The sequence below is a fragment of the Shewanella sp. 10N.261.52.F9 genome (genome assembly GCF_041471165.1).
In the GTDB taxonomy this organism is placed as follows: Bacteria; Pseudomonadota; Gammaproteobacteria; order Enterobacterales; family Shewanellaceae; genus Shewanella; species Shewanella marinintestina.
Genome location: NZ_JBFRNX010000014.1, coordinates 152,690 through 174,797, shown reverse-complemented (window position 1 = coordinate 174,797; position 22,108 = coordinate 152,690). Strand labels below are relative to the sequence as shown.

17 protein-coding genes and 1 pseudogene are annotated in these 22,108 nt (G+C 41.9%); 11 read left to right on the top strand and 7 right to left on the bottom strand.

Features of this window, described 5'->3' with window-relative positions; genetic code table 11:
• The first annotated feature begins 168 nt into the window (after nucleotides 1-168).
• From AB4298_RS11815 to AB4298_RS11790, 6 genes are all read left to right on the top strand, one after another.
• Nucleotides 169-1,515: a DEAD/DEAH box helicase gene (locus tag AB4298_RS11815; RefSeq protein WP_249000852.1), complete on the top strand. Its 1,347-nt coding sequence runs from the start codon at nucleotides 169-171 to the stop codon at nucleotides 1,513-1,515.
• A 302-nt stretch (nucleotides 1,516-1,817) separates the two neighbouring features.
• Entirely contained in the window at nucleotides 1,818-2,261 is a 444-nt protein-coding gene (locus AB4298_RS11810; RefSeq protein WP_249000853.1) for a DUF3010 family protein, read from the top strand.
• A gap of 144 nt (nucleotides 2,262-2,405) precedes the next feature.
• Nucleotides 2,406-2,912, top strand: a complete 507-nt coding sequence (locus tag AB4298_RS11805; protein WP_249000854.1) for a M48 metallopeptidase family protein — start codon at nucleotides 2,406-2,408, stop codon at nucleotides 2,910-2,912.
• A gap of 379 nt (nucleotides 2,913-3,291) precedes the next feature.
• Nucleotides 3,292-3,732 carry a hypothetical protein gene (locus AB4298_RS11800; protein WP_371986864.1) on the top strand — a complete coding sequence of 147 codons (441 nt, stop codon included), beginning with the start codon at nucleotides 3,292-3,294 and terminating at the stop codon, nucleotides 3,730-3,732.
• Between the two features lie 956 nt (nucleotides 3,733-4,688).
• Nucleotides 4,689-5,144, top strand: coding sequence for a hypothetical protein (locus AB4298_RS11795; protein WP_249000466.1), 456 nt, complete (start codon nucleotides 4,689-4,691; stop codon nucleotides 5,142-5,144).
• A 621-nt stretch (nucleotides 5,145-5,765) separates the two neighbouring features.
• On the top strand, nucleotides 5,766-6,299 hold the full coding sequence (locus tag AB4298_RS11790; RefSeq protein ID WP_371986863.1) for a hypothetical protein: 534 nt from the start codon (nucleotides 5,766-5,768) through the stop codon (nucleotides 6,297-6,299).
• A gap of 253 nt (nucleotides 6,300-6,552) precedes the next feature.
• Here the strand turns inward: AB4298_RS11790 and AB4298_RS11785 are convergent.
• A pseudogene (locus tag AB4298_RS11785) lies at nucleotides 6,553-7,392 on the bottom strand (transposase); the annotation flags it as partial.
• Nucleotides 7,393-7,642: 250 nt separating this feature from the next.
• Here AB4298_RS11785 and AB4298_RS11780 point away from each other — a divergent pair.
• From AB4298_RS11780 to AB4298_RS11770, 3 genes are all read left to right on the top strand, one after another.
• A complete protein-coding gene (locus AB4298_RS11780) occupies nucleotides 7,643-7,882 on the top strand; it encodes a hypothetical protein (RefSeq protein WP_371986861.1) in 240 nt (79 codons plus the stop codon).
• 51 nt (nucleotides 7,883-7,933) lie between these two features.
• Complete coding sequence (locus tag AB4298_RS11775; protein WP_249000469.1) at nucleotides 7,934-8,281, top strand: hypothetical protein; 348 nt, start codon at nucleotides 7,934-7,936, stop codon at nucleotides 8,279-8,281.
• Nucleotides 8,282-8,433: 152 nt separating this feature from the next.
• Nucleotides 8,434-8,613: a hypothetical protein gene (locus AB4298_RS11770; RefSeq protein ID WP_371986860.1), complete on the top strand. Its 180-nt coding sequence runs from the start codon at nucleotides 8,434-8,436 to the stop codon at nucleotides 8,611-8,613.
• Between the two features lie 122 nt (nucleotides 8,614-8,735).
• Here AB4298_RS11770 and AB4298_RS11765 read toward each other — a convergent pair whose 3' ends face one another.
• From AB4298_RS11765 to AB4298_RS11755, 3 genes are all read right to left on the bottom strand, one after another.
• Nucleotides 8,736-10,022 (bottom strand): peptidoglycan DD-metalloendopeptidase family protein, encoded by a 1,287-nt coding sequence (locus AB4298_RS11765; RefSeq protein ID WP_371986858.1) that lies wholly within the window; start codon nucleotides 10,020-10,022, stop codon nucleotides 8,736-8,738.
• 229 nt (nucleotides 10,023-10,251) lie between these two features.
• On the bottom strand, nucleotides 10,252-13,308 hold the full coding sequence (locus AB4298_RS11760) for an AAA family ATPase (RefSeq protein WP_371986856.1): 3,057 nt from the start codon (nucleotides 13,306-13,308) through the stop codon (nucleotides 10,252-10,254).
• Nucleotides 13,305-14,450, bottom strand: a complete 1,146-nt coding sequence (locus tag AB4298_RS11755) for an exonuclease SbcCD subunit D (RefSeq protein WP_371986855.1) — start codon at nucleotides 14,448-14,450, stop codon at nucleotides 13,305-13,307. Before AB4298_RS11755 ends, AB4298_RS11760 begins: the two co-directional genes overlap by 4 nt.
• Before the next feature lie 347 nt (nucleotides 14,451-14,797).
• Between AB4298_RS11755 and AB4298_RS11750 the strand changes: the two genes are divergently transcribed.
• Nucleotides 14,798-16,048 (top strand): valine--pyruvate transaminase, encoded by a 1,251-nt coding sequence (locus tag AB4298_RS11750; protein ID WP_371986853.1) that lies wholly within the window; start codon nucleotides 14,798-14,800, stop codon nucleotides 16,046-16,048.
• Between the two features lie 489 nt (nucleotides 16,049-16,537).
• Complete coding sequence (locus AB4298_RS11745) at nucleotides 16,538-21,055, top strand: SslE/AcfD family lipoprotein zinc metalloprotease (RefSeq protein ID WP_371986852.1); 4,518 nt, start codon at nucleotides 16,538-16,540, stop codon at nucleotides 21,053-21,055.
• Nucleotides 21,056-21,132: 77 nt separating this feature from the next.
• Here AB4298_RS11745 and AB4298_RS11740 read toward each other — a convergent pair whose 3' ends face one another.
• The 3 genes from AB4298_RS11740 to AB4298_RS11730 all read right to left on the bottom strand — a co-directional run bounded on the left by AB4298_RS11740 (nucleotide 21,133) and on the right by AB4298_RS11730 (nucleotide 21,883).
• Nucleotides 21,133-21,465: a hypothetical protein gene (locus tag AB4298_RS11740; RefSeq protein ID WP_371986851.1), complete on the bottom strand. Its 333-nt coding sequence runs from the start codon at nucleotides 21,463-21,465 to the stop codon at nucleotides 21,133-21,135.
• Complete coding sequence (locus tag AB4298_RS11735) at nucleotides 21,462-21,605, bottom strand: hypothetical protein (RefSeq protein WP_371986849.1); 144 nt, start codon at nucleotides 21,603-21,605, stop codon at nucleotides 21,462-21,464. Before AB4298_RS11735 ends, AB4298_RS11740 begins: the two co-directional genes overlap by 4 nt.
• Nucleotides 21,606-21,697: 92 nt before the next feature.
• On the bottom strand, nucleotides 21,698-21,883 hold the full coding sequence (locus AB4298_RS11730) for a hypothetical protein (RefSeq protein WP_371986848.1): 186 nt from the start codon (nucleotides 21,881-21,883) through the stop codon (nucleotides 21,698-21,700).
• Nucleotides 21,884-22,108: the final 225 nt, after the last annotated feature.

Here is a 22,108-nt window from a genome sequence, read left to right as displayed (position 1 = left end):
TCAGCTACAAGGCAATCAGGCTTAAACCTTTTAAAGCAAACTTACCTGCAAAGACGCGCATTTTAGCAGATATATCACCAAGTGAAGAACAAAGTTGATGGGTATTCGTAGCGCAATCACAAATCTGTAGGTTATAATACGCGGTCGTATCATTTATGGAGTACACCTTTGCAATTTACCGATTTCGCACTGGATCAACGTCTGTTACAAAGTCTAAAGCACATGGGCATTGACACCCCAACAGAGATCCAAGAGCAAGCCATTCCTGTTGCCTTAGCGGGCAAAGACTTAATGGCGTCTTCTAAAACTGGCTCAGGTAAAACATTAGCCTTTTTATTGCCGGCTATGCAAAGACTGATTTCGTGTAAAGCATTGAGTAAGCGCGACCCACGCGTGGTAATTTTATTGCCAACCCGTGAACTTGCGACTCAAGTGTACAGCCAACTACGTTTATTAGTTGCTAACACTCAGTTTAAAGCTACTAAGATTTTAGGTGGTGAAAACTTTAACGATCAAGCAAAAGCGTTAGCGCGTGATCCACATTTTGTAGTGGCAACCCCAGGCCGTTTAGCCGACCACCTAAAGCAGCATCACCTGCACCTTAATGGTCTAGAGCTACTGATTCTAGATGAAGCTGACCGTATGCTTGATTTAGGTTTTGCTGAGCAACTAAAACAGATTAACGCTGCCGCTGACCATAAACGCCGTCAAACCTTAATGTTCTCAGCAACCTTAGATCACGGTGATGTTAACGACATCGCTAACGAGCTATTAAAGCACCCTGAACATGTAGCAATTGGTGCAGGTAACTTAGAGCATAAAGACATTACTCAGCGTATTTTCTTGTGTGATCACTTAGATCATAAAGAGGCGCTATTAACGCGTATTCTAAAAGAAGAGCAGCAAAAGCAAATCATTATCTTCACTGCAACTCGCCAAGATACTGACCGTTTAGCAAAGAAATTAGCAGATGATGGTTTTAAAACCGCATCACTAAGCGGTGAGCTTAAGCAAAATGCGCGTAACCAAATTATGGATGAATTTAGCCGCGGTCTGCAGCAAATTCTAGTGACAACTGATGTTGCTTCACGTGGTTTAGATTTGCTCAACGTCTCTTTGGTCATTAACTTTGATATGCCAAAGTTTGCTGAAGAATATGTACACCGTATTGGCCGTACAGGCCGTGCAGGTGCTAAAGGCGATGCAATCTCACTGGTTGGTCCTAAAGATTGGGTCAACTTTACTCAAGTGCAAACTTTCTTGAATAAAACCTTTAGCTTTAGCGAGCTTGAAGGCCTTAAAGCTAAGTTCTGCGGCCTTAAAGCCAAAACGCCAGCTAAGAGTAAAGCCAAACCTGCAGCCGTTGCTAAAAAGAAAGCCGCAACAGCTAAGAAGAGAACCGCTGCAAAAGCTGCTGCAAACCGTGATAGACGTTTTGCAACTGGTGTTGATGTTGGCGATGCGCCAATGCTTAGAAAACCAAAATCTAAGCTACAAGACACACCAGAAGATTAAGCGACAAGCTTTTATCTGATACACGCTTAATTTTAAAAGCCGCAGTGAGCCATCTCATTGCGGCTTTTTTACTTTAATGGGCTAATTCTAAGAGCTAATTCAATGAGCTCTTCAAAGAGTGATTACGTCAATCACAACGACTTATTTTCTACAAAACATCAGCTAAATGTGCAGTGGTAAACCCGCTTACAATCACTTAAAACAAAAATTTGATTTGAATACATTAGAAAGCGCATTAAAACGCTGACCGCTTCAAGAAATAGCGTTACAATACAGCTAATATTGTTTTTTTAAGGTTTATCATGAGAGTTTGTGGCGTAGAGTTAAAAGGTGGCGAAGCCATCATCAGTTTATTAAGTTATGAAGGCGAAACGTATAACGTGCCGGATTGCCGTCAAAAGTCGTTCGCGATTTCAAACTCTGAAAGCACTGAAACCATGCGTGAATTTCACTTTGCTTTTGGTAAGTTGATTGAAGACTACCGCGTTGATGAAATTGTTATCATCCAACGTGAGCAAAAAGGCAAAGGCGCTGGTAGCGTGACTAGCTTCAAATTAGAAGCATTGATCCAAATCCTACCTGTTGCAGTATCAATTGTGTCGCCAGTTGCCATTAAAGAGCAGCTAAAGCGTAATCCACCACAAGTTGATTTTGAAGGTCTAGATCTTAAGCGTTTCCAAAAGAGCGCATTTGAAGCCGCTTATGCCTTCCACAACATGACTATCTACAAGACTGACGAAGAGTAAGCATATCAGCTAACAAAGTAGAGACGAATGGGCGCACTAAATTGCGCCCTTTTTATATCTTAAAAATCTATTTTAATAGCAGTATTCTTAGTCCAATGTAAAAATCTACACCTTAAAACCAACTTCATAAAGTTTAAGTCAAACATGCAGCCACTCAAATACCTAGCCGGTTACTCAAGCGATATACAAGACCAAGTTCAAAGCTTGATAGATCAAGATAAGCTCGGGCAGTTCTTACTTAAGCGCCACCCTGAGATCCATGCGATTCGTACAGACAAAGCCCTGTATGACTACACCATTGACATTAAAAACCAGTATTTACGCAAATCCCAACCACTCTCAAAAGTGATTTTCGACGATAAAATTTCACTGAGCCACCAAGCACTCGGTCTACACTCCTATGTTGCCCGTAAGCAAGGCGCCAAACTGAAAGCCAAAAATGAAATTCGAATCTCTTCACGGCTGAAAAAAGTCCCTGAAGGACTATTAAGAATGGTGGTCGTACACGAGCTAGCTCACTTAAAAGAGAAAGATCATAATAAAGCCTTTTACCAGCTCTGCTGCCATATGGACGGCGATTATCACCAGCTTGAGTTTGAGTTAAGACTGCTGCTGACCTTAATTGATGCGGGTAAAAACCCGTATAGTTAAGCCTTTTAATGTGCAACACTATGGCGCTTTCATAAAAGCGCTATTGCATTACTCTTCAAGTGCCCTACCTTATCAACCAGATTAAAACCTTTGATAACACGGATGTACGACAGACCACTTAACGGTTTGAATAATAGCAATAACTAATCTACACCAACCTTAACGATAATGATTTTCATTTGGTTTAATTTACATTACACTCCACCCATTAGTGCACCGCTAGCGACTCAGTCGCGGCTAAACCGTGACTAAATCCTGACTGTGCAGCTAATAAATTTTAATCGCTAACAATGCGACTCAGTTTTAAGCACCGCTTTAAGCATAAGCTAAGTTAGCACTGCTGTTTTTAGGTTGGTTTCCTTTTAATTTTAGGTAGTTGATGATGAGTGATGAGTTAGTCAAAAAGCAGCAAAAATCACGCCGTAAGCTGGCTAAGTACCAGCAGAAAGTCAACTATTACACCGAGCTTAGCAACAATGATATTTCACTTAAAAAGCGCGCTGCAAAACTGTGTAAATATCGCCTCAAAATAATCAAACGCCAGCTTAAGCTTAAACGTATTGAAGCAAAGATTAATCAATTCTCGGCGTACACTAAACTCATTCCTGCAAACGATGGCTTTAGTGCAGGTGTTAGTATGACTAATATGAGTAACACCACTAGCGCAAGCCACGCTAACAGCAGTATCTATACCGTTAAGCATTCAGCTCAAATCAACCTGTACCAGCCTTATAAAACCAAGGCTTGTCAAAGTTGCCCCGCCCTACGCGGTAAAGCCTGCTTATGTGCGATGAAAGTCCAGCAACGTAAACAAGCTTAACTTTCGCCTGCAAATGGAGGCTGGTTACATTTATTTTAGAATTGATGTTACCAAGTAGAATGTTTGAACTTGTAGCTTTATAGCTATCAATCGCCTGCAGCGACTGCATATACTGACACTTCAGTTACACGCTATAACTCTTTGTGAAAGACAGGTTCCTTGTAAACTCGGCCATGACGAATAGCGTCCCAGCTAAAGAGCCAGTTCGGCATCCAGCCTCTCGTTCGAAAGCTTGATCACTGCGTTATCTCTCACCTTGTCATGGACGGCTTCAGCCGTATCTGCAATTGATAATTGGAGTAATCACTTGGTTGTAGAGTTTGGTTTCTAACTAGGAAATGCCCCAAAGTGAGTTAGCCTTCAAATGAAGGCCAATTACATTTTGTATTGTTGCTACATAATAGCGTATTTGAATTTGTAGCTATGTAGTTATCAATCGCCTGCAGCGGGCGTATGTGCAGACACAGCCGTGACACGCTATGAATACATCCCTGTAAGCTCGGCCATGACGTCCATGTCATGGACGGTCACGGCCGTATCTACACGGGATAATTGGTGGAACCTTTTGGCTAAGATGTTTGATTTCTAAATTAGAAATGCCCCCGAATTACCATATAAGCCGAAGCCTAGTAACGTTTCTTCCTGCGTGAGCATTGCACTTTATGCAATGTCGGAGGTTCTTTTTTTCACTCAGGCAAAGAAACAGAGAATCTGTTCTTTCTATGTTATAACTCATTGTTGATACACTGGTTTACTGTTATTGTTGAGCGATTATCTTAAGGTAGCGAATATCCCATCCGTACCGTTTCTTCCGTATTTTTTTGATTCGCAGTCAAAGCGAGCTAAGGCTCTGACTGCCAGATAACTAGGAAAATCAAAGGATTATTTATCTTCGCTTCGCGAGGTGTTATAAATAACCTTTGTTTTAAGCGTTAGCAATATTGCAGGAGGCATAGTTGGGTAGATATCAATTTAAAAAGCATTATTATATTAGTCCCTTGAGTGAACCACTTTTATGTCTTCTTTTATGTATTCCATTTTTGTTTTTTAGAGAAAGTATTCCTGATAATCTCTGGGGAAAAGCTATTTTTCTTATAGGAGGTATACCGTTCCTATTAATTTGGCTAGTTGATCGTATTTATAAGGTAATTAAACACCCAAAATTATTTGTATTTGATTTAACTTCAAACAGTTTAATTATTGATGATGCTGTTTACTCCTTTGATGACTTAAAGTTTTTTTATATATCAGAAAATGATGATGCTTTTAAGATGGAGTTTGAGTTTCCTAGCCCTAAACAATTTGAAGCAGGATATAACCTTAAAACACTTGGTATGTATAAACTTGACTCATCACTACAAGAGTTTAATGATTCAATAAAAAACATGAAACATATAAAAACGTTCTCATAGGATTAAACATATTGCTAACAAGGCAATTAAACGGAAAATTTACAGTTGGCTGTTTTTCGTTCACCAAACATTTTAACCAACTGTTATTTGCCCATTATTTGGGCGTTACCATATATCTGATTGCCATAGTTACCTTAATAGCAGCAGTCATTTTCAGAGCTTTAACTCTAACCAATTTCTCTCCAAAACCGAGTTAGAGAACAATACTAGCACTGCAATAGCCATAGATAAGCTGCCATTGTTCATCCTCGTCTACAATATTTTCAACTTGGGTCGGTGACCCGCTTCAGGTTAAATCAATATGGGTAATATTGAGGGAATAGTCACTCTTAAAAGTAATCAAATACAGTACGATATCGACGGTTGTAGGCTACAAATTGTATTAGTGCCTACTAGGCTTTCTGTTAGTAAAATAACCTTTCTGTTAGCAACAGAATAGATGTGGCCGGTTAAATCTCTCCTTTGATGGTGAATACTCAAAGACTGAGCAAACTCAATAATCTGACAAATAACGATAATGTAAGCTAACTAAACCACAACCGAATAACTTGCTTATGATAAGCAAAGCAGTTTAAGCTTATGGTCACTTCCCTATAAAAACTATTCAATCAGAGTTGTAATATGCAAGATATTCAAGAGTTAAGTGGACTTTATGAAAAGCTGGCAAGCCGATTAATTGAAGAAAATATCGAAGGCTTAACATTCTATGTTAAACAAGAAGCCTTCTCACACATGACTATCTCTGCAGCCTTTTGGCATGGCGATTTATACTGGAATATTTGGAATAAAGACGGCAGCAAGTTTGAGCCACACCCGAGACTCTCACATGATGAGTTTATTGTTGAAGACGTGTATTTTGATAACGATGAAGCAACGGTAAAGCTGCGAGCTGTTTATGCCAAATGGAATGAGGCCACTGCAAACGATGATGCTGAAGAAGACGATGAGGGTGAACATTTATTCTCACGGCTGATCAGACAGTCACATCAGGCATTGGCTACTGCATTTCAGAGCGATACTGTTACGCAGCAGCTAATGAGCATATTAGTGCAAAATCCATACTTTGAAGCGGCGCAGTTTAACCAAGCCGTCCGAGTTGAAGATCCAGATGGTCAATTTGAATACAACTTTTTGGATGTAACCAATAAAGAGTAACGGATAAAAACAACAAATAACTATAAATAACTGTGACATCCATTTTTATTTACTTCAATACAGGCTAAAGCTCATCATTGAACTTGATCGTTTCCATCACATATAAACACCCCATGGATGTCGCATAAGCACGCTAGCAAGAGCTGAACATGATTGACGAGGAAGCTGTCGGTTACTAAAGGGAATTTCATACAGCAGAAATACCAAACATCTGTTAGGTAATGAAAAAAGTGAGCGAGAGTTTTAAATTAGACTAACGACAATCAAGCCATCGGTGACAATTGGCGACGCCCTGTCGTCGTTTACGTTCAAGGTGTTCACAATAAGTGGTTAACTCTTGTGTATTGCCCACTGGACCTTTGAATATTGTCGTGAACTCTGCAGTCATTTTAAGCCAGTTTTGAGCGGGAATATTCAAACGATTTAACAATTGCTCTGAAAAAAGACTGATAGCCCCTCTTTTATCATGTCGTTGAATACGACCCGTATCATCAATCAGTTGAAGATAATCTATAGCATTAAACATCAGCCCTTTGGGCATGTCTTGATGTTCATTTTCCACAAAAGGCAGTAACGCTTCTGGTTGCTTCCCCTTAACCGCTGCTTTTATACGTAATTGAATACTCGTGAAGTCTGAGGATTCTGGTGAATTAGCCATCTTTGCTCAAATAGACCTCTCTACGAGTAAAGAATAATCAACATAGGCCATGCAAGCCAAGACTGCAGCCTCATCTAGCGATGCTGGAGACTTAAACCGACCTTCCCAAAACCGACCTTTACACTTATCCTCCATATTAGCCTTTCGGGCTATGGGTTCGTTCAACGCCCGCATAAACCATGATATATCCATCAATCTCAATCGGTACTCTTTTCTTCGTTTATTGATGATGGCTTGCTGATAGGACTCAAGTGGCTCGCCTTTAACAAAGTATTGATTCAAGCTGTCACCTTTAAACAGCTTTTGCCATTGCGCAACAACCTCGATATCAGACCAAGATTTCACTAATTCTGCATCAATCCGCAATACAAGATGCAAATGATTAATCATTACCGCAAACGCACAAATATCAATGGCAAACACCTTTTCAATCTTGGTATTGGCATAACAAACTCCTCTATTTAGCCTGAACTAAAGCCTAGTAAAGGAAACCTGCATTCACAATTCTGGGTGTCTCAATTAATTCTCCTAATTATCGAGGCTAGGTAATTCTTTATCCTTTTATTTACATACCTACTCACTCTGTTAAAGTTAACTCTTAGTATGGCCTTCGCAAAAAGAGTGTCTGTCATGTTATGTCAGCTCAACTTGCTACTCAAAATACTCCAGACGCAAAGAGGCTTCCGTGAACAAGGATGTAGAAGCAAAGAAAAGTAAGCAATTCGCTCATTACGTCGCCAGCATACTGTCCGGTATACTGACTTATTTTGTAAAAAGCCGCTTAGAAACCGAACTTGCCATTTTGCAAGATTTAGCATTTTTGTTAGATTTAGGCTTTTACTTAACTCTATTTATCCCTTTTTACTTTTTCATATCTATGTTTACCCATTGGCTTTATTCTGGAAGTAGTAAACCCGATAGTTAACCCACACAAAAAACGATCAGCTTCAGCTGTTATCAATCATAAGGAAATGACATGAGAACATTTATTATCGCCGCAACACTCATATTTAGTGCAAGTACATTAGCTAACCCGTTTAAAAGTGAGGTTGTTGAAGTGTCAATTCTAGCCAACGACGAAACACGAACTTTTAAGTTAGTTTGCCAGCCTACAGTGCCTGTTGGAGAGCTTCCAAAAGACTGGGTTAATACTTGTAATGATATTGGTAAGAAGATCTTAGAATTGGCAGTCGATAAAGGAGTCAAGGTACCTAACATTGACAAAGCATTTGGTATGGCTGGCGAGTTCTCTCAAAATGCGACTGCAGCATTACCTGAAAACTTCATTCCTGAAAAAATTATTAGCCGTGAGTTTGGTGGTTAATGACTTCTAAAGAAGCCCTCAAACTAAAATGGATGATTAAAGGTTAGCTTGAAATAGCCTATACAGGGCCTGCTCACTTATACGACAAACAAAGTTTATATGCTGAGAGCGAATATATTGATCGCGTAAACATTCCCCTTAATGGTGCAATTGTGCAGCAAGTCAACTTTGATGACAGCGGTCTTAACCAAGGGCTATGTCAGAGTTTTTATAATAATGGTCAGCGGCCAAAAGAGTGTCATTACCTAGCAGACAAGCCCCAAGGTGGAGTCTGGGTTGGTATCAACAAGATAGCGGCCCTTGATCAATCTTGGGAGATGCTTAAAAGTTAATCCCTGATAAACCCTAAACAAAAGCCATCAATAAATGATGGCTGTTTGCTTTATTAAATCTATTTTAAAAACAGCCTAAATCTGCAAAATACGCCTAAGAAAACGGCGCTAAGTCAGTGAGTTTACGCTATCCCCATCATCATTTTTCTGACTTTAACTATCTGGCTAAATTCACTCATCTCTTTTGAAGATAGCTTACTTGCCATTGGGATCTTAGCCTTCATAGAATCAACTGGGCGACCATTAATATGAAACTCATAATGTAAATGAGGTCCAGTCACGCGACCAGTATTACCAGACAAACCAATCACTTGACCACGAGAGACTCGCTGTCCTTTGTGAACGAGAAACTTAGATAAATGCAAGTAACGGGTACGATACTTATTACCATGGTCAATAACGATGTACTTGCCGGCAAATCGGTGGTTGGTCACCAAAGACACAACACCATCGCCTGGAGCCACAATTTTTGTGCCGATAGGAATAGCAAAATCAGTACCGTTATGCGGTGAGTTTCGGCCTGTTACTGGATGGTGACGATGAGGATTAAAACGCGAACTAATACGGTAGTTCTTTTCTAAAGGAATACGCTGAAACGCCCTTGCTAAACTCTGACCTTGTTCATCATAAAAGTTACCATCAGAATGTTGATAAGCATTAATACTGCTTGAGCCGCGATCGATAGTCACCCCAAGCACATGGCTGTTACCTGTTGCTTCACCATCAATATACTGATCGTTCATCAGTACAGAGAATTTGTCGCCTGCACGTAGATCACGGGCAAAGTTAAGCTTCTCTTTTAATAACGACTCGACACGTTGGATTTCAGCAGCATTAAGCCCCATTTTTTGCGCTGATAAGTAAAAAGAACCGTGGATCTGTCCCGATATTGCGCGGTCACGCCATATGCCTTCAATATTGATTTCATCGACATTAAACGAGCCATCGTCAAAACGACTAAAAATCACTTGCCTAGACGCATCAAAGTAAAGGCTAAGCTTTTGCAGCTCACCGGCATCGTTTAACCAAAACTGAATGTTATTGCCCGGTTTTAGCGTATCAAGCGCGAGTACGTTTAAGTCAGCTTCTAACACCTTATACATGGTTTGCTGATCAACACCGCCTTGCTCGAATAAGCCGCTGAGCGTATCGCCTTTAACGATTCGTTTTTGAAAATCAGCAGCGGGTTCGAGTATATCAGTGCTGGGAATGTCGATATTTTGAGAAAGAATGGCGTCAATATCGAGCTGAACCGGGATCCGTTGGGATAATAACTCGTGATTGTTAGGCATTAGCGTTGCAGCACCAATGATTAACACTGAGCCTATAAGCACTTTTCGATGAAAGGACGTTAACCCTACCAAACGGTTTTTCGACATATTTGAAAAAGAATATTTACTTGCGCGCAACCTATGCCTCGACTTTCATTATTATGATTATCTATTTGACTTAAAAACCCCATTAAAACGAGGTTTGATGCCAAGTTATATCAAAAATAATGCAATATACAAACTGATCTACGGCACAAAATAAGCAGATACTTGTAAATAAAAAGCCGTTTTAATGGCTAAGCCTCTTGTATCGACTCGCTTAATTAGCCAATACATTCGCCTTGGCCATTTTCAATACTAAGCTAACTTAAGGCAGCGTTATGCTTACTTCACTGCCATTAGCAGTTTTATTAATATCGATACGGGTGCCAATTTGCTCTTTCATCTCTGACACATGGGAGATAACACCAATCATGCGCCCAGAAGATTGCAAGTCCATCAAGGTTCTTACCGCTAGATCTAGCGAGTCTTGATCAAGACTACCAAAGCCTTCATCGATAAATAGCGTATCAAGCTTAATGCCGCCCGCATAAGCCTGCACCACATCCGATAAACCCAGCGCCATCGACAGCGCCGCCATAAAGCTTTCACCGCCACTAAGCGTTGCTACCGGGCGCACCTTAGAGGTGTAAGCATCTTCAACTTCTAACTCTAAGCCTGAAGCCTTATTGCCCTTCGCGCGTTCTTCTTTACGCTGCAACCGGTAGCGGCCTTTACTCATTAACTGTAAACGGTGACTCGCTTCAAGTAACACATCATCAAGCAGCACACTGAGCACAAAGCGCTGTAGGCTGATTTTGTTACCCGTTTGCCCATTGGCAACATCAGATAATGTGCCGATAACGGCGTATTCATCTTCAAGCTTTTTAGCTTTAGCATCAGCCTCTTTTAGTAGCTTTTGGGTTTGAGTTAACTGCGTCACACGCCCTTGTAATGTTTGCCATTGATTATCTGCTGCCTGTTGCTGGCTTTGGATATTGTTAAGTTTGCTCTCTAGCCCAGCTAACTCAGGTTTGACTTGCTCGGCCAATTTTTCATTTAGCGCAGTTAATCGGGTGTCATTTGCGGTGCACGCTTGCTGATAATGACTAATTTCATCAGTTATCGCTTTAAGCTCGTCTTGAGATAACAAAGCTTGAGTCAGTGCTTGTTGGTCACTAAAGCCCGCGCTTAGCAACTGTTGAGTTAATTCTGTTAAGGCTGCATCGCTGTGGGCCGTTGCTTGAGTCAAACTCGCTTCAGTTGCCGTCAAAGCCGACGTATTAGCAGCATCTAACTCTGCCGCTTGGCTATGATGTTGACGCGTCGAATTAATCGTACTTTGCAAAGCAGCTATTTGCGCATTAACGTGTGTAATCGCGCCATTTAACGCATCCACGCTACGATATTGATCTGGGATCGCCGCGAGTGCATGTTTAAGTTGACCTTGCAGCTCAGCAAGTTTGCTTTGTTGCTCAGAAAAATGCTCACGCTCTGTTTCAAGCTGCGTTTGTAGCGCCCTTTCTTTGGTTTGCCACTCTTGCAGCTGGCCTCTAATTTGGGTTAATTGCTTAGCGGCATCATTCGCTTGCTTAAGCTGTTGTTGCAGCAGCTGCAATTGTGACTGCAGGTTTTCAAGCGATTGTTGACTGGCATCGCCAATTTTTTGCAATAGTTCAGCGCTACGCTTTAACTGCTCTTGATATTTAGTATTCAGGCTTGAGTATTCCGCCCTTGCTTGGTTAAGCGCCTCATTAGCCAACTCTTCAGTCTGCTGCGCCTGTTGTAGCAGCTCTTCTGTTGGCAGCGTTTCGGCGCTTTGCGCGGGATGAGGGTGCTCTCCACTACCACATACTGGACAAGGCGAACCTGGGCTTAATTGCAAAGCTAGACTCGCCGCTTGGCCGCGGTGCCAAATTAGCTGTAACTGCCTATGCTGAGTTTGTGCCTCGGTAAACTGATTACGTAGCTGGCCGCCCTTCTCTTTTGCCTCTGCTAACGCTTGCTCAGTGCGACTTGCATCAAGGCTTGCTTGTTGCCAAAGCTGATAACGTTCAATCAAGTCGGTTTGGGTGCTCAATGCTTGCTGCGCGTTGACTTGCTCTGCAGCGAGTAACTCTAATTGCGGTAATTGCAGTTCAGCTTGCTGCTTTTGTGCTTGCAGTGCCTGTAGCAGAGCTTTTTCGTTAATGCCTTTTTGTTTAGCTTGCTCTAACTGCACACTGGCTTGATTAACCTGATGTTGCAGTGCATCTAACCCTTGTAATTGCGGCAATAATTGATTTAATTGCTGCAATTCATTTTGAGCACTTTGCAGCTTTTGCTCTTGTTCAGGCAAGGCATCGACTTTTGCTTGGCTCTGGGCTAACGCCTGCGTGCTTTGTGCTTTGGCCGCTTGTGCATTAACGCAGGCGCTTTGTGCTTGTGCAACTTCTGCGCTGCGGGCAAGCGACACATCTAACACAGGTTTGAGTTGCAGCGCCTGTTGACCACTTGCAAGCTTTGCTTGCTGCTGCGTGATGATTGGTTTTTTATCATCAAGTAATACGGCGGTTTGCTTAAGCGTATCTAGGGCTGCAAAGTCGCTGTTGAGTAACTTAGCTGACTCAAACTGTTTATTCGCCTCAATTAGCGCCTGCTGACTTTGCTGCTTTAGTGCCGCGGCATCGTTAAGCTTAGGTTCTAGCTCGGTCAGCTCTTGAGCAAGTTGTTCATCAGATCCAAGACCTATGTTGGCGAGCATGCCGTCACGCTTATTACGGTGGTCGCGCACTTCAGCTTTAATCGCCGAGGCTTGAAACTTGAGTTTATCTTCAATTTTGCGGTAAATTTGCGTCTGAAACAGCTGGCTAAAGATCTTTTCTCTGTCTTTAGAATCTGCCATTAATAGTTCGCGGAATTTGCCTTGTGGCAACACCATCACTTGACGGAACTGATCGGCATCTAAACCGGTTAATGTTTCAATTTCAGCTGTCGCTTCTGAGACTTTACTCGCCACCAGCAAATGCTCTGTGCCATCGCTATCAATGTAATATAACTGGGCTTCTGGCTTTTGCACCGTGTAGCCGTCACCACTTTTTTTCGCCCGTTGCTGCTCAGGGACGCGGCGAATACGATACTGTTTATCGCCGAGGGCAAAGCTAAAGGTAACTTCTGTTAATAAGCTATCAGGCGCTAAGTCGCAGCGCATCTGGCTGCCCTCACGCTCATCGCCTGTGGTTTTACCATACAGCGCAAAACAGATGGCATCTAACAGGCTGGTTTTACCCGCGCCAGTTGGACCATTGATTAAAAATAGTGGATTAGAGCCCAGCGCCGTAAAGTCGGTAACTTGGGTTGAGGCAAATGGGCCAAAAGCACACATCTCAAGCGTTAATGGTCTCATGCTGTGCGCTCCACTTTATGTAACTCTTCTATCGCAGCGGTCATTGCTTGTTGCTGCTCATCTGTCATCGGCTCACCTGAGACTTGAGCGAAAAAGTCGCTGAACATATCAAGCTCACCCTTTTTAATATGATCGCGGCTCAGCTCTACTTTAGTGTTGTCGCTCATCAGTCCAGTGCGCTCCAAATGCAAGACATTGGGATATACATCCCTTAGCTTACCCATAGCATCTAAAATAGCGTTTTTATCGGTCAGTCTAACCATCAAATAGTCTTGATTGTGAGCATCGGTTTTACCCTGCTCTAATAAGTCTGCCATTAACCCCTCGATAATGCGCACATCGCGCATGGCGGTTAACGGTAATAGTTCAAAACTGGCGGTGCCATCTTCAGCGATGTCCACTAAGGTGACCGACTTATTTTGGTGTTGCTCACTAAAGGAGTACTTGAGCATTGAGCCGCTGTAACGCACATGCTCTGCGCCCTTATATTGCGGCCCATGTAAATGTCCGAGTGCGGTGTAATTAAAGGGCGTAAATAACGTCGGGGAGATCTTATCTGTGCCGCCAATACTCAATGGCCTTTCAGATTCAGACTCACTACCACCATCGAGGAAACAATGGCTCACCACAATTTTGGGCAAGCCGTGACTATCGTGCTCATGCACTTGCTCTAGCAACTTCGCCATCGCCTCTTCATGGGTACTCACTTCACAGTCAAAGACATGGCGCACAGTCGCGGGGTCGGCATAAGGCAAACCGTAAAATACAGCATCGCCCTGTTTGCCTTTTAGCTCAATGCTTCTAACATCTTTATTCAATGGCCCAATAATATGCAGACCACTGTCATTCATCTGCCTTGCAGCAAAACCTAAGCGCTCATGACCATCGTGATTACCCGCAATCATAATCAGCGCAATGTTTAACTCATTGACCAAGCGATTAACTACCTCATCCAATAGCGCTACCGCATTAGCGGGCGGAATTGAGCGGTCATATATATCACCGGCAACCACCACGGCATCAACATCATGCTGGGTTGCAAGTTCAACGATTTGATCTAAAACAAAGCGCTGATCATCAAGCAAGCTTTGATTATGCAGCTGCCTGCCAATATGCCAGTCAGAGGTATGGATAAATTTCATGTTGTCTCGTTTTACAATGAGGAGATATGGCAGTGCGTTAGTTAAGGCTTAGCGCCTAACTTTCCGTTTGAACTGTTCATTTTAGTAAGGTAAATAGTAAGAAAACTCAGCCTATTACACAATAGGTCATTCGGTGCAGCGAAATCGACTGTATTATCCATCAGCAATCAAACCTATGTTCAACGGCACCCTGTTGATTAAAACTACGTAATTGAACAAAAAATTTACGATTTATTCAGCAAAACATGATGAATGCCAAATTAGTCACTAAAAATTAAAAAAATGAGTGCACTTTATTCTGACTCTTGTTACTACAAGCATACTTAGGCAATAGTGGTACGAGATAGATGCAGTTTTCAAAGTTTGGTGAAAAATTTAATCGTTACTCCGGCATTACCCAATTAATGGATGATCTTAATGATGGCTTGAACACTCCTGGCGCTATCATGCTTGGTGGTGGTAACCCTGCAGCCATTCCAGCAATGCAGGATTATTTTCACCAAGCCGCTGCGGATATGCTTGCTAAAGGCGAGTTAGTCGCAGCACTCGGCAACTATGATGGGCCTCAAGGCAAAGACAGTTTTTTAAGCGCCTTGGCTAACTTGCTCAAACAAACCTATGGCTGGGATATCAGCGAAAAAAATATCAGTTTAACCAACGGCAGCCAAAGCGCCTTTTTTTATCTGTTTAACTTGTTAGCTGGTAAACAAACTGATGGTAGTCACAAGAAAATATTGCTGCCATTAGCACCTGAATATATCGGTTATAACGACGCTGGTCTTGATGATGATATTTTTGTCTCTTATCGTCCTGAAATTGAGATGCTCGATAACCGCATGTTTAAATATCATGTGGACTTTGACAAATTAGCTATTGATGACTCCGTGGCGGCAATTTGTGTGTCTCGGCCGACAAACCCAACAGGGAATGTGCTGACCGACGCCGAGGTAGCCAAGCTGGATGAACTCGCTCGCGCCAACAACATACCGCTTATCATTGATAACGCTTATGGTACGCCGTTTCCTAATATCATTTTTGAAGAAGTCACGCCGTTTTGGAACAGCAATACGATTTTATGTATGAGCCTGTCGAAACTTGGTTTGCCGGGCGTGCGCTGCGGCATTGTGATTGCCAGCGAAGAAATCACCGCAGCACTATCTAACCTCAATGCGATTATCAGTTTAGCCCCTGGCGGATTTGGCCCTGCCATTGCCAAACATATGATTGAGTCCGGTGACTTACTTAAATTAAGCGAAACCGTCATTAAGCCGTTTTACCAGCAAAAATCTGCTTTTGCCATTGAGCTGCTACAGCAATCGATTAGTGATAACCGCTTTAAGATCCACAAGCCTGAAGGCGCCATGTTCCTTTGGCTATGGTTTGATGAATTACCGATTACCACCATGGAGCTTTATCAACGTTTAAAAGAGCGCGGGGTATTAATTGTGCCAGGTGAGTATTTCTTCTTTGGACTCGAAAATGATTGGGAGCATGCAAGCCAATGTTTGCGCATGAACTATGTTCAAGATGAAGCAAAAATGCGTGCGGGTATAGCCATAATCAGTGAAGAGGTCACTAAGGTTTACGCCGGTAAATAATCTATTATCAAGAGGCTGCTTAATAATATTGATATGCAGCCTCGACTTCTTTTATATCCTCAGCGCAAATTTCAAGTCTCGATGCTACCACTCACCCAAATATGCGTTAAATACCAAGCTAATTGAGCAGACTTATCATCACGCTTAAACAAATACAGTAAGTTTAAGTGCTCAACCAAAGTACGACTAACAACTCACTTAATGGTCAAGAAACATACTTAATAAAAAATTATATTTTTAGTATTTTTATTGAGATAATAGAACCACTTATTTGTATATTTTTCAGCTAAAGACTTCATTTTGAAACCTTCCTGTCGCCTTTATTCATAATCCACATTGCTATTTATTAACGCTACAAACTGACTGTTAACACTTATTAAATTTTTAGATCCAAATTTACCGTTCCAAATTAAAAGCCATGTTCTCTAAGACCTAATTGCGGATAGGTTTTAAAGAAAGCACCTTTGCTTTTGGTAATGAGAATATAGAATGAAAAAACTAATACTTGCTGTAGTTATAGGCAATCTATTGACTGCTTGTGGAGACGGCTCAGATGGGGCAATAAGCCCTTCTCTCCCTTCTTTTGACATCATTAATGACAAACTTTGCGAAGATACTTTTAAGCAGACACTATCCACCAGTGAACACTTTTTCTGTAGCACTGAATCAAAAGAGCAAATTAGTGACAGTAATGCACTAAAAGCGAACGCTTACCCAAGTATCGAAGCTTGCCAAGCTGCGCTCACCAACTTAGTTACGGAACAAGACACTTATACCAACAAGCAATGCTTTAGTGGAACGATTGAAACCATTCCACCGACAGACATTTTACCTGCAATAAAGACCTATCAAGGCAGCTTATTACTTAATGGTAAAACCTTATCTGGTCACATTACCTGTAATGACCAAATCTTAGGTAATACTGGCCATTTTACTTTTAAAGATGGTGATAACGTTAGCTGCTCTTACGGTTCATTAGAATTGTTAGACCAGGATATTCCATTACCTGAAGGCTGGACTCGCGATACCCATAACGCAATGGCGTTAGACATGAAAGATGAATGGTCACACGCCATCAGCATATCTGATGGTGCAAAAGTCCTGTCAAAAATCAGCACCTGCCCAGCTATCACAACAGAGCTCTGTTTAGACGAATTAGATAGTTTTGATGTTGCACCGCTGTTCTCTAGCGGAAATAACCAAGACATTGATGCATTTTTAAATCCACCAGCGGCAGAAGAAACAGACGAAGTCGATAAAGCGCCGAGTTCCCATGTCGATAGCGCATTAACTCCTGAAGTTACACCAGGTGCTAAGCCAGATATTAATGCCGACTTTGTCTCAGCATCAGCAGAAGACGCTTATACCTATAAACCGAGTGCAGATGCTCAAGTCTTAACCGAAAGCGTATTGAGCGACGTAAACGGCAAACCTATTGCGGGTATCAACTACTACACCAAATCCTCGCGGGGGATCACTGACTCTACCGGCACAATATCTTATGTATGGGGAGAGACTATTACATTTGGCCTAGACACTTTTACCTTTGGTTCGGTCAAAGGTAATCAAGTTGAATACAAGCTATCTGATGTTTCTGAAAATGAAATCGTTAAACAAAACGTTGATGCACTAACCGCTCGTTATGCTAACACTACAAGTGACTCTGTGACTTTTAGTGACAACGTACACAGTGTTTTTGCTCAATACCCTAACGTTATTAACGAGATCATTAATCTTAATTTGCCAAATGGTGCAGAGATTGAAAACAGTGGCTATTTCGTACCTAACGAATTTAACGCCCAGTTTGCTACAGGTTTAGCACAAATTGTCGATAGCGAATTAAACCAGAACCCTAATGCAGCGCGTCTACAAGCATCGCCACTACTGCAAAAGGGGCAATATGTAACCAACACTCTGACTCAACTTTATACTGACGTTGACCAATTCCATGTATTCCATGACAACTCAGCATTCTACGGTGAAGTGGGTTATGCACGTTTTATGCGTTCAATGAATACATCAAACACCGCATTCCCGCTATTGATGCCGCGTAATGACGTGAACTATTGGTTACCATTTGGCTCAGAGCAAGCTTACCGACGTGATGACGGCTTCCCGCATGTAACCGACGCAACAATTATTGATGCAGAGTCTGACGTTACACTTAAGCGACCTGAGAAAGTAGGTAAAGACACCGCCACATATAATTTACCCGTGGTGACAACAGGTGAAATTGGTCAAGGTAACGTAGTGTTTATGGGTAACAGCATGTACCCTAACATTTTAAGCACACCTGAAAGCTACTGGGCTGGTAAGGAAGATGCAGGCAAAGACAACGGCAGTATGCCGCGATTCTTTAGCAATATGTTTACTTGGTTTACACCTGAATATGCTAACGGTAAAACCAGCATAAATGTTGGTTCAAATATTGGTAAAGTTTGGCAGTCTAACGTTAACTCAAACAAACAATATGACTTTTATATTGATGAGTCATACCAACTCAATATGGAAGCTATTGCGTCTGGTAGTTACGATGCCATCGATCCAAAAACAACCCCAATCTTAATTCTACAAGCTTATGAAACAGGCCTTTTTGGCGACGGCATGAGTGTTAAGGTGCTTGCCGATATAACTAAGCCATTACTGACAGAAACAGATATCACAGCATTAATAAAGTACATTAACGCCGGTGGTAATGTTTTATTCATGGATGGTATTGAGCAGCTAAACCCTGAGCCTATTGCACGTTTAGCCGATACAGCTGGTATATCATTGGGTGGTGCAAACCTTGCTCGTACCCGCCAAGCATACTGCGGTGAAAGTTATTATTGCCAGGCACCTTATCCTAATGCACGCTCTAGCTTTACCGATATGCTAGTGACCTATGAAAAGTTCGATGATATGTCTAAGTTCATAGTGAACCAAGATGGCACAGTGACTTTTCCATCCCCTATCGATAAGCCTGAGTTTGGTGTAGCCCAATACAAAACGACTAATTCTGAAGGTATTGAGCAAAATAATTTTGCCTTTTTTAGCGCCAAAACAGAAACTGAACGCTTAGAAGCCATAGCCAAAATTAAGTCTGCTTTCCCGAAGGTTAAAGAGTGTACTGATCCTAACTACGATTATGAAATTGGCTGTATTGAAACGCGTAAAGGCCATGGTTTTACCACTGGACAAAGATATTACCGTCCTAGATTTACGCGTTATGAAATGAGCCCAGATGTTGTTGCAACTATGGTTAAGGCCGCTAATTTAGGCGCGAATGTTGAAAAGCTTTATCAACACGAAATCTATTACCGCAGTAAAGGCAAAGAAGGTAGCCGTTTATCACTTAATGAGCTAAACCAAACCTACGACAACTTATCAATCTGGTTCTGGAATGACGAGCAATATAGCTATAACGCTGATGTACAAGACGAGTTAGGCTTTAAAAAAGCCACCGAGTTTTTGAACTGTTATACCTCTGATGCACATCAACCTGACAATGCTTGTGCAGCAGACACTTTTGCAAAAATGCAAAGTTATAACATGCTGACAGAAACCGGAGAACTAAACCCAAGTTATCCGTTGAACTACCAAGAAAAGCCGCTTACTCGTATTATGCTTGGTCGCTCATACTGGGATAATGACATTAGCGTCGATACCAGTATCTACCCTGGTAATACAGCTGCAACTGGCAGTAACGCTAGCGTTAAAATTGAAACCTTTAATAATGCAGTAGTTGGCACAGCTAACAACATGCAATCAACGGGTTTATGGGCTATCAAGCGCACGCCAGTAACGGTAACGGGTGATCATGATGCCACGATAACCATTGCTCTTGTTGATGATGTTACAGGTAAGCACCAGCATGAACTCGCGTTAAAGCGTCCTTCTCGCGTGCAAAAATCGTGGACTCATAAAGCCGGAACAAGCACTGAAATTCTTGCACCATATGGTGGTCTGATTTATATCAAACCAGCTAAAACTAATAGCTTAAATACTGTTGAGTTTAGCTTTAATGGCGTTTTAGAGGCATCAATGTGGAAAGCTGGTCAGTGGGTAAACCAGGTGAATACAGGTGTACCACTTGCAGAAATCATAACTGGACACTTTGTTTATACAACCCCGGTTAACAACGTAAGTAACACTGATATGGTGACATTTAGCCAAGGCATGAATGACTTTGCAGAAAAAGCCAGTGACTTCCACGCACGCGACAACACAATCGGTAATATGCGCTTTACTGGAGATTTATTGCCTGAGCACAGCCACCGTTTTGTTAATGACGCGCAGATTTCAATTGGTGCAGCCCATTCTGGTTATCCAGTAATGAGCACCACCTACAACCGTAACCACGACACTATTCCTACTAATCCAGTGAATGACTGGTTGTTATGGCATGAAGTGGGTCACAATCTAGCTGCTGCTCCTTTTAACGTAAAAGGTGCTACTGAAGTTGCTAACAATATCCTTGCACTTTATATGCAGGAACAACGTGATAACGGTATGGGCGAAATGGATAGAATTAAGACTGATATTCAAAAAGCGCCTATGATGATTAACCGCGAGCACGGCCATGTGTGGAGTCACGGTGATGCTGGTTCACGCTTAGTGATGTTTGCGCAATTAAAAATCTGGGGCGAAAGCCACTTTAAGGTTGCAGAGCACTTTAATACTGGAGAAGTACCATCGTATTTCGGCGCTGATGAAGGCTGGAACATGATTAAGATGATGCATCGTGAAGCGCGTAACATCGAAAACCAAGCTTGTTCAGCACAAAACTCTTTAGATCTACGTGAAGGTAATTTGCTAATGGCCTGCGCATCTCAAGTATCTGGTTATGATCTAACTAGCTTCTTTGAAGCATGGAACCCAAGCGAAGTGTCAGTCATTACACCTGATGGCAGTCGTGATTACGAAGGCGGGATCACAACTCAAGGAACAAGCTATGTTCGTTCACTAGAGCTTGCTATTCCAGACGTGAAACCGGAATCAATTGCATCAACGAACGCCAAGTTCTAGCTCCCATTGCTAGTAACTTAGAGTAAGAACAAAATAAAGCCTCTTTCTTAACGATAGGGGCTTTTTATTTTGTTGCACTAATGCTCATTCACTTGCAGTCTTAGTGTATAAGTTGGGATCTCTAACACCGATGTCGAATGTTCGTCTGCATTACCCGGCAAAGTATTTGGCGCAGGATTTGAGACAGCCTTTTGTTTTAAAAAGTCATGCACATTAACCAACTCTGAACTAATAAACCTTGGCTTAGCCATACTTTCTTTTGTTTCATCAATAACTCCAGCTTCACTAGCCACTTCAAGAGTGTTTAAGTTATTAGCAGCCATGTTTGCTTGCGCTTGGATCCCAGTTTCAATAACCATTAGCTCTAGCTCACAATCAAGCTCCGGGACTATGGTCAAACCGATAATCACAAATGCGCCACACGACAGGCCCAATAAAGCCAAGGATTATTAGGGTCATTTGCTAAAACTTGATCTGCACAATCAAAATAAGGCGTTAGTTGCTCGATACTTTCTGGCGGTAACAACTGCTGTGCATTGCGTTTTAACATATGCAGCCCCAGCTGCCATATACTGATCCATTAAGGTCAAATTAAGGCCACGCCAATAGGCTGTAATTGACCAACCAAAAGGTTTACAGCGCTCATCTATAGCTAAACCAAATAACGCCCATATCACACATCGCCTTAACCTCCCGCTGCACGGTACGCAGGCCGACTTCGTAGCCACGGTTATGCAGCATGTCAGTTAACATATTGGCAGTTACACGCCTTGGCGCAGTAGGGATTAGCTCTAACATAACAATTTGGCGCTGGTTATTTGCTTGCATCTACAGTTTCTCAATAACTTTTATGCAGTTAGCTTAATACCAGCTTGCAACAAGATATGACGCAGCAAGTGTTTATTGTGGAAACGACAAAATAAACTGCGTCCGCTCAATAGAAATAACGTTATGTATAAACGGTAATGATATATTCAACACATTTCATCGAATACACTAAAAGTCGCATGGAAAAATAATGATTTAACAATTAAGTTATTCAGTTATTCAGTT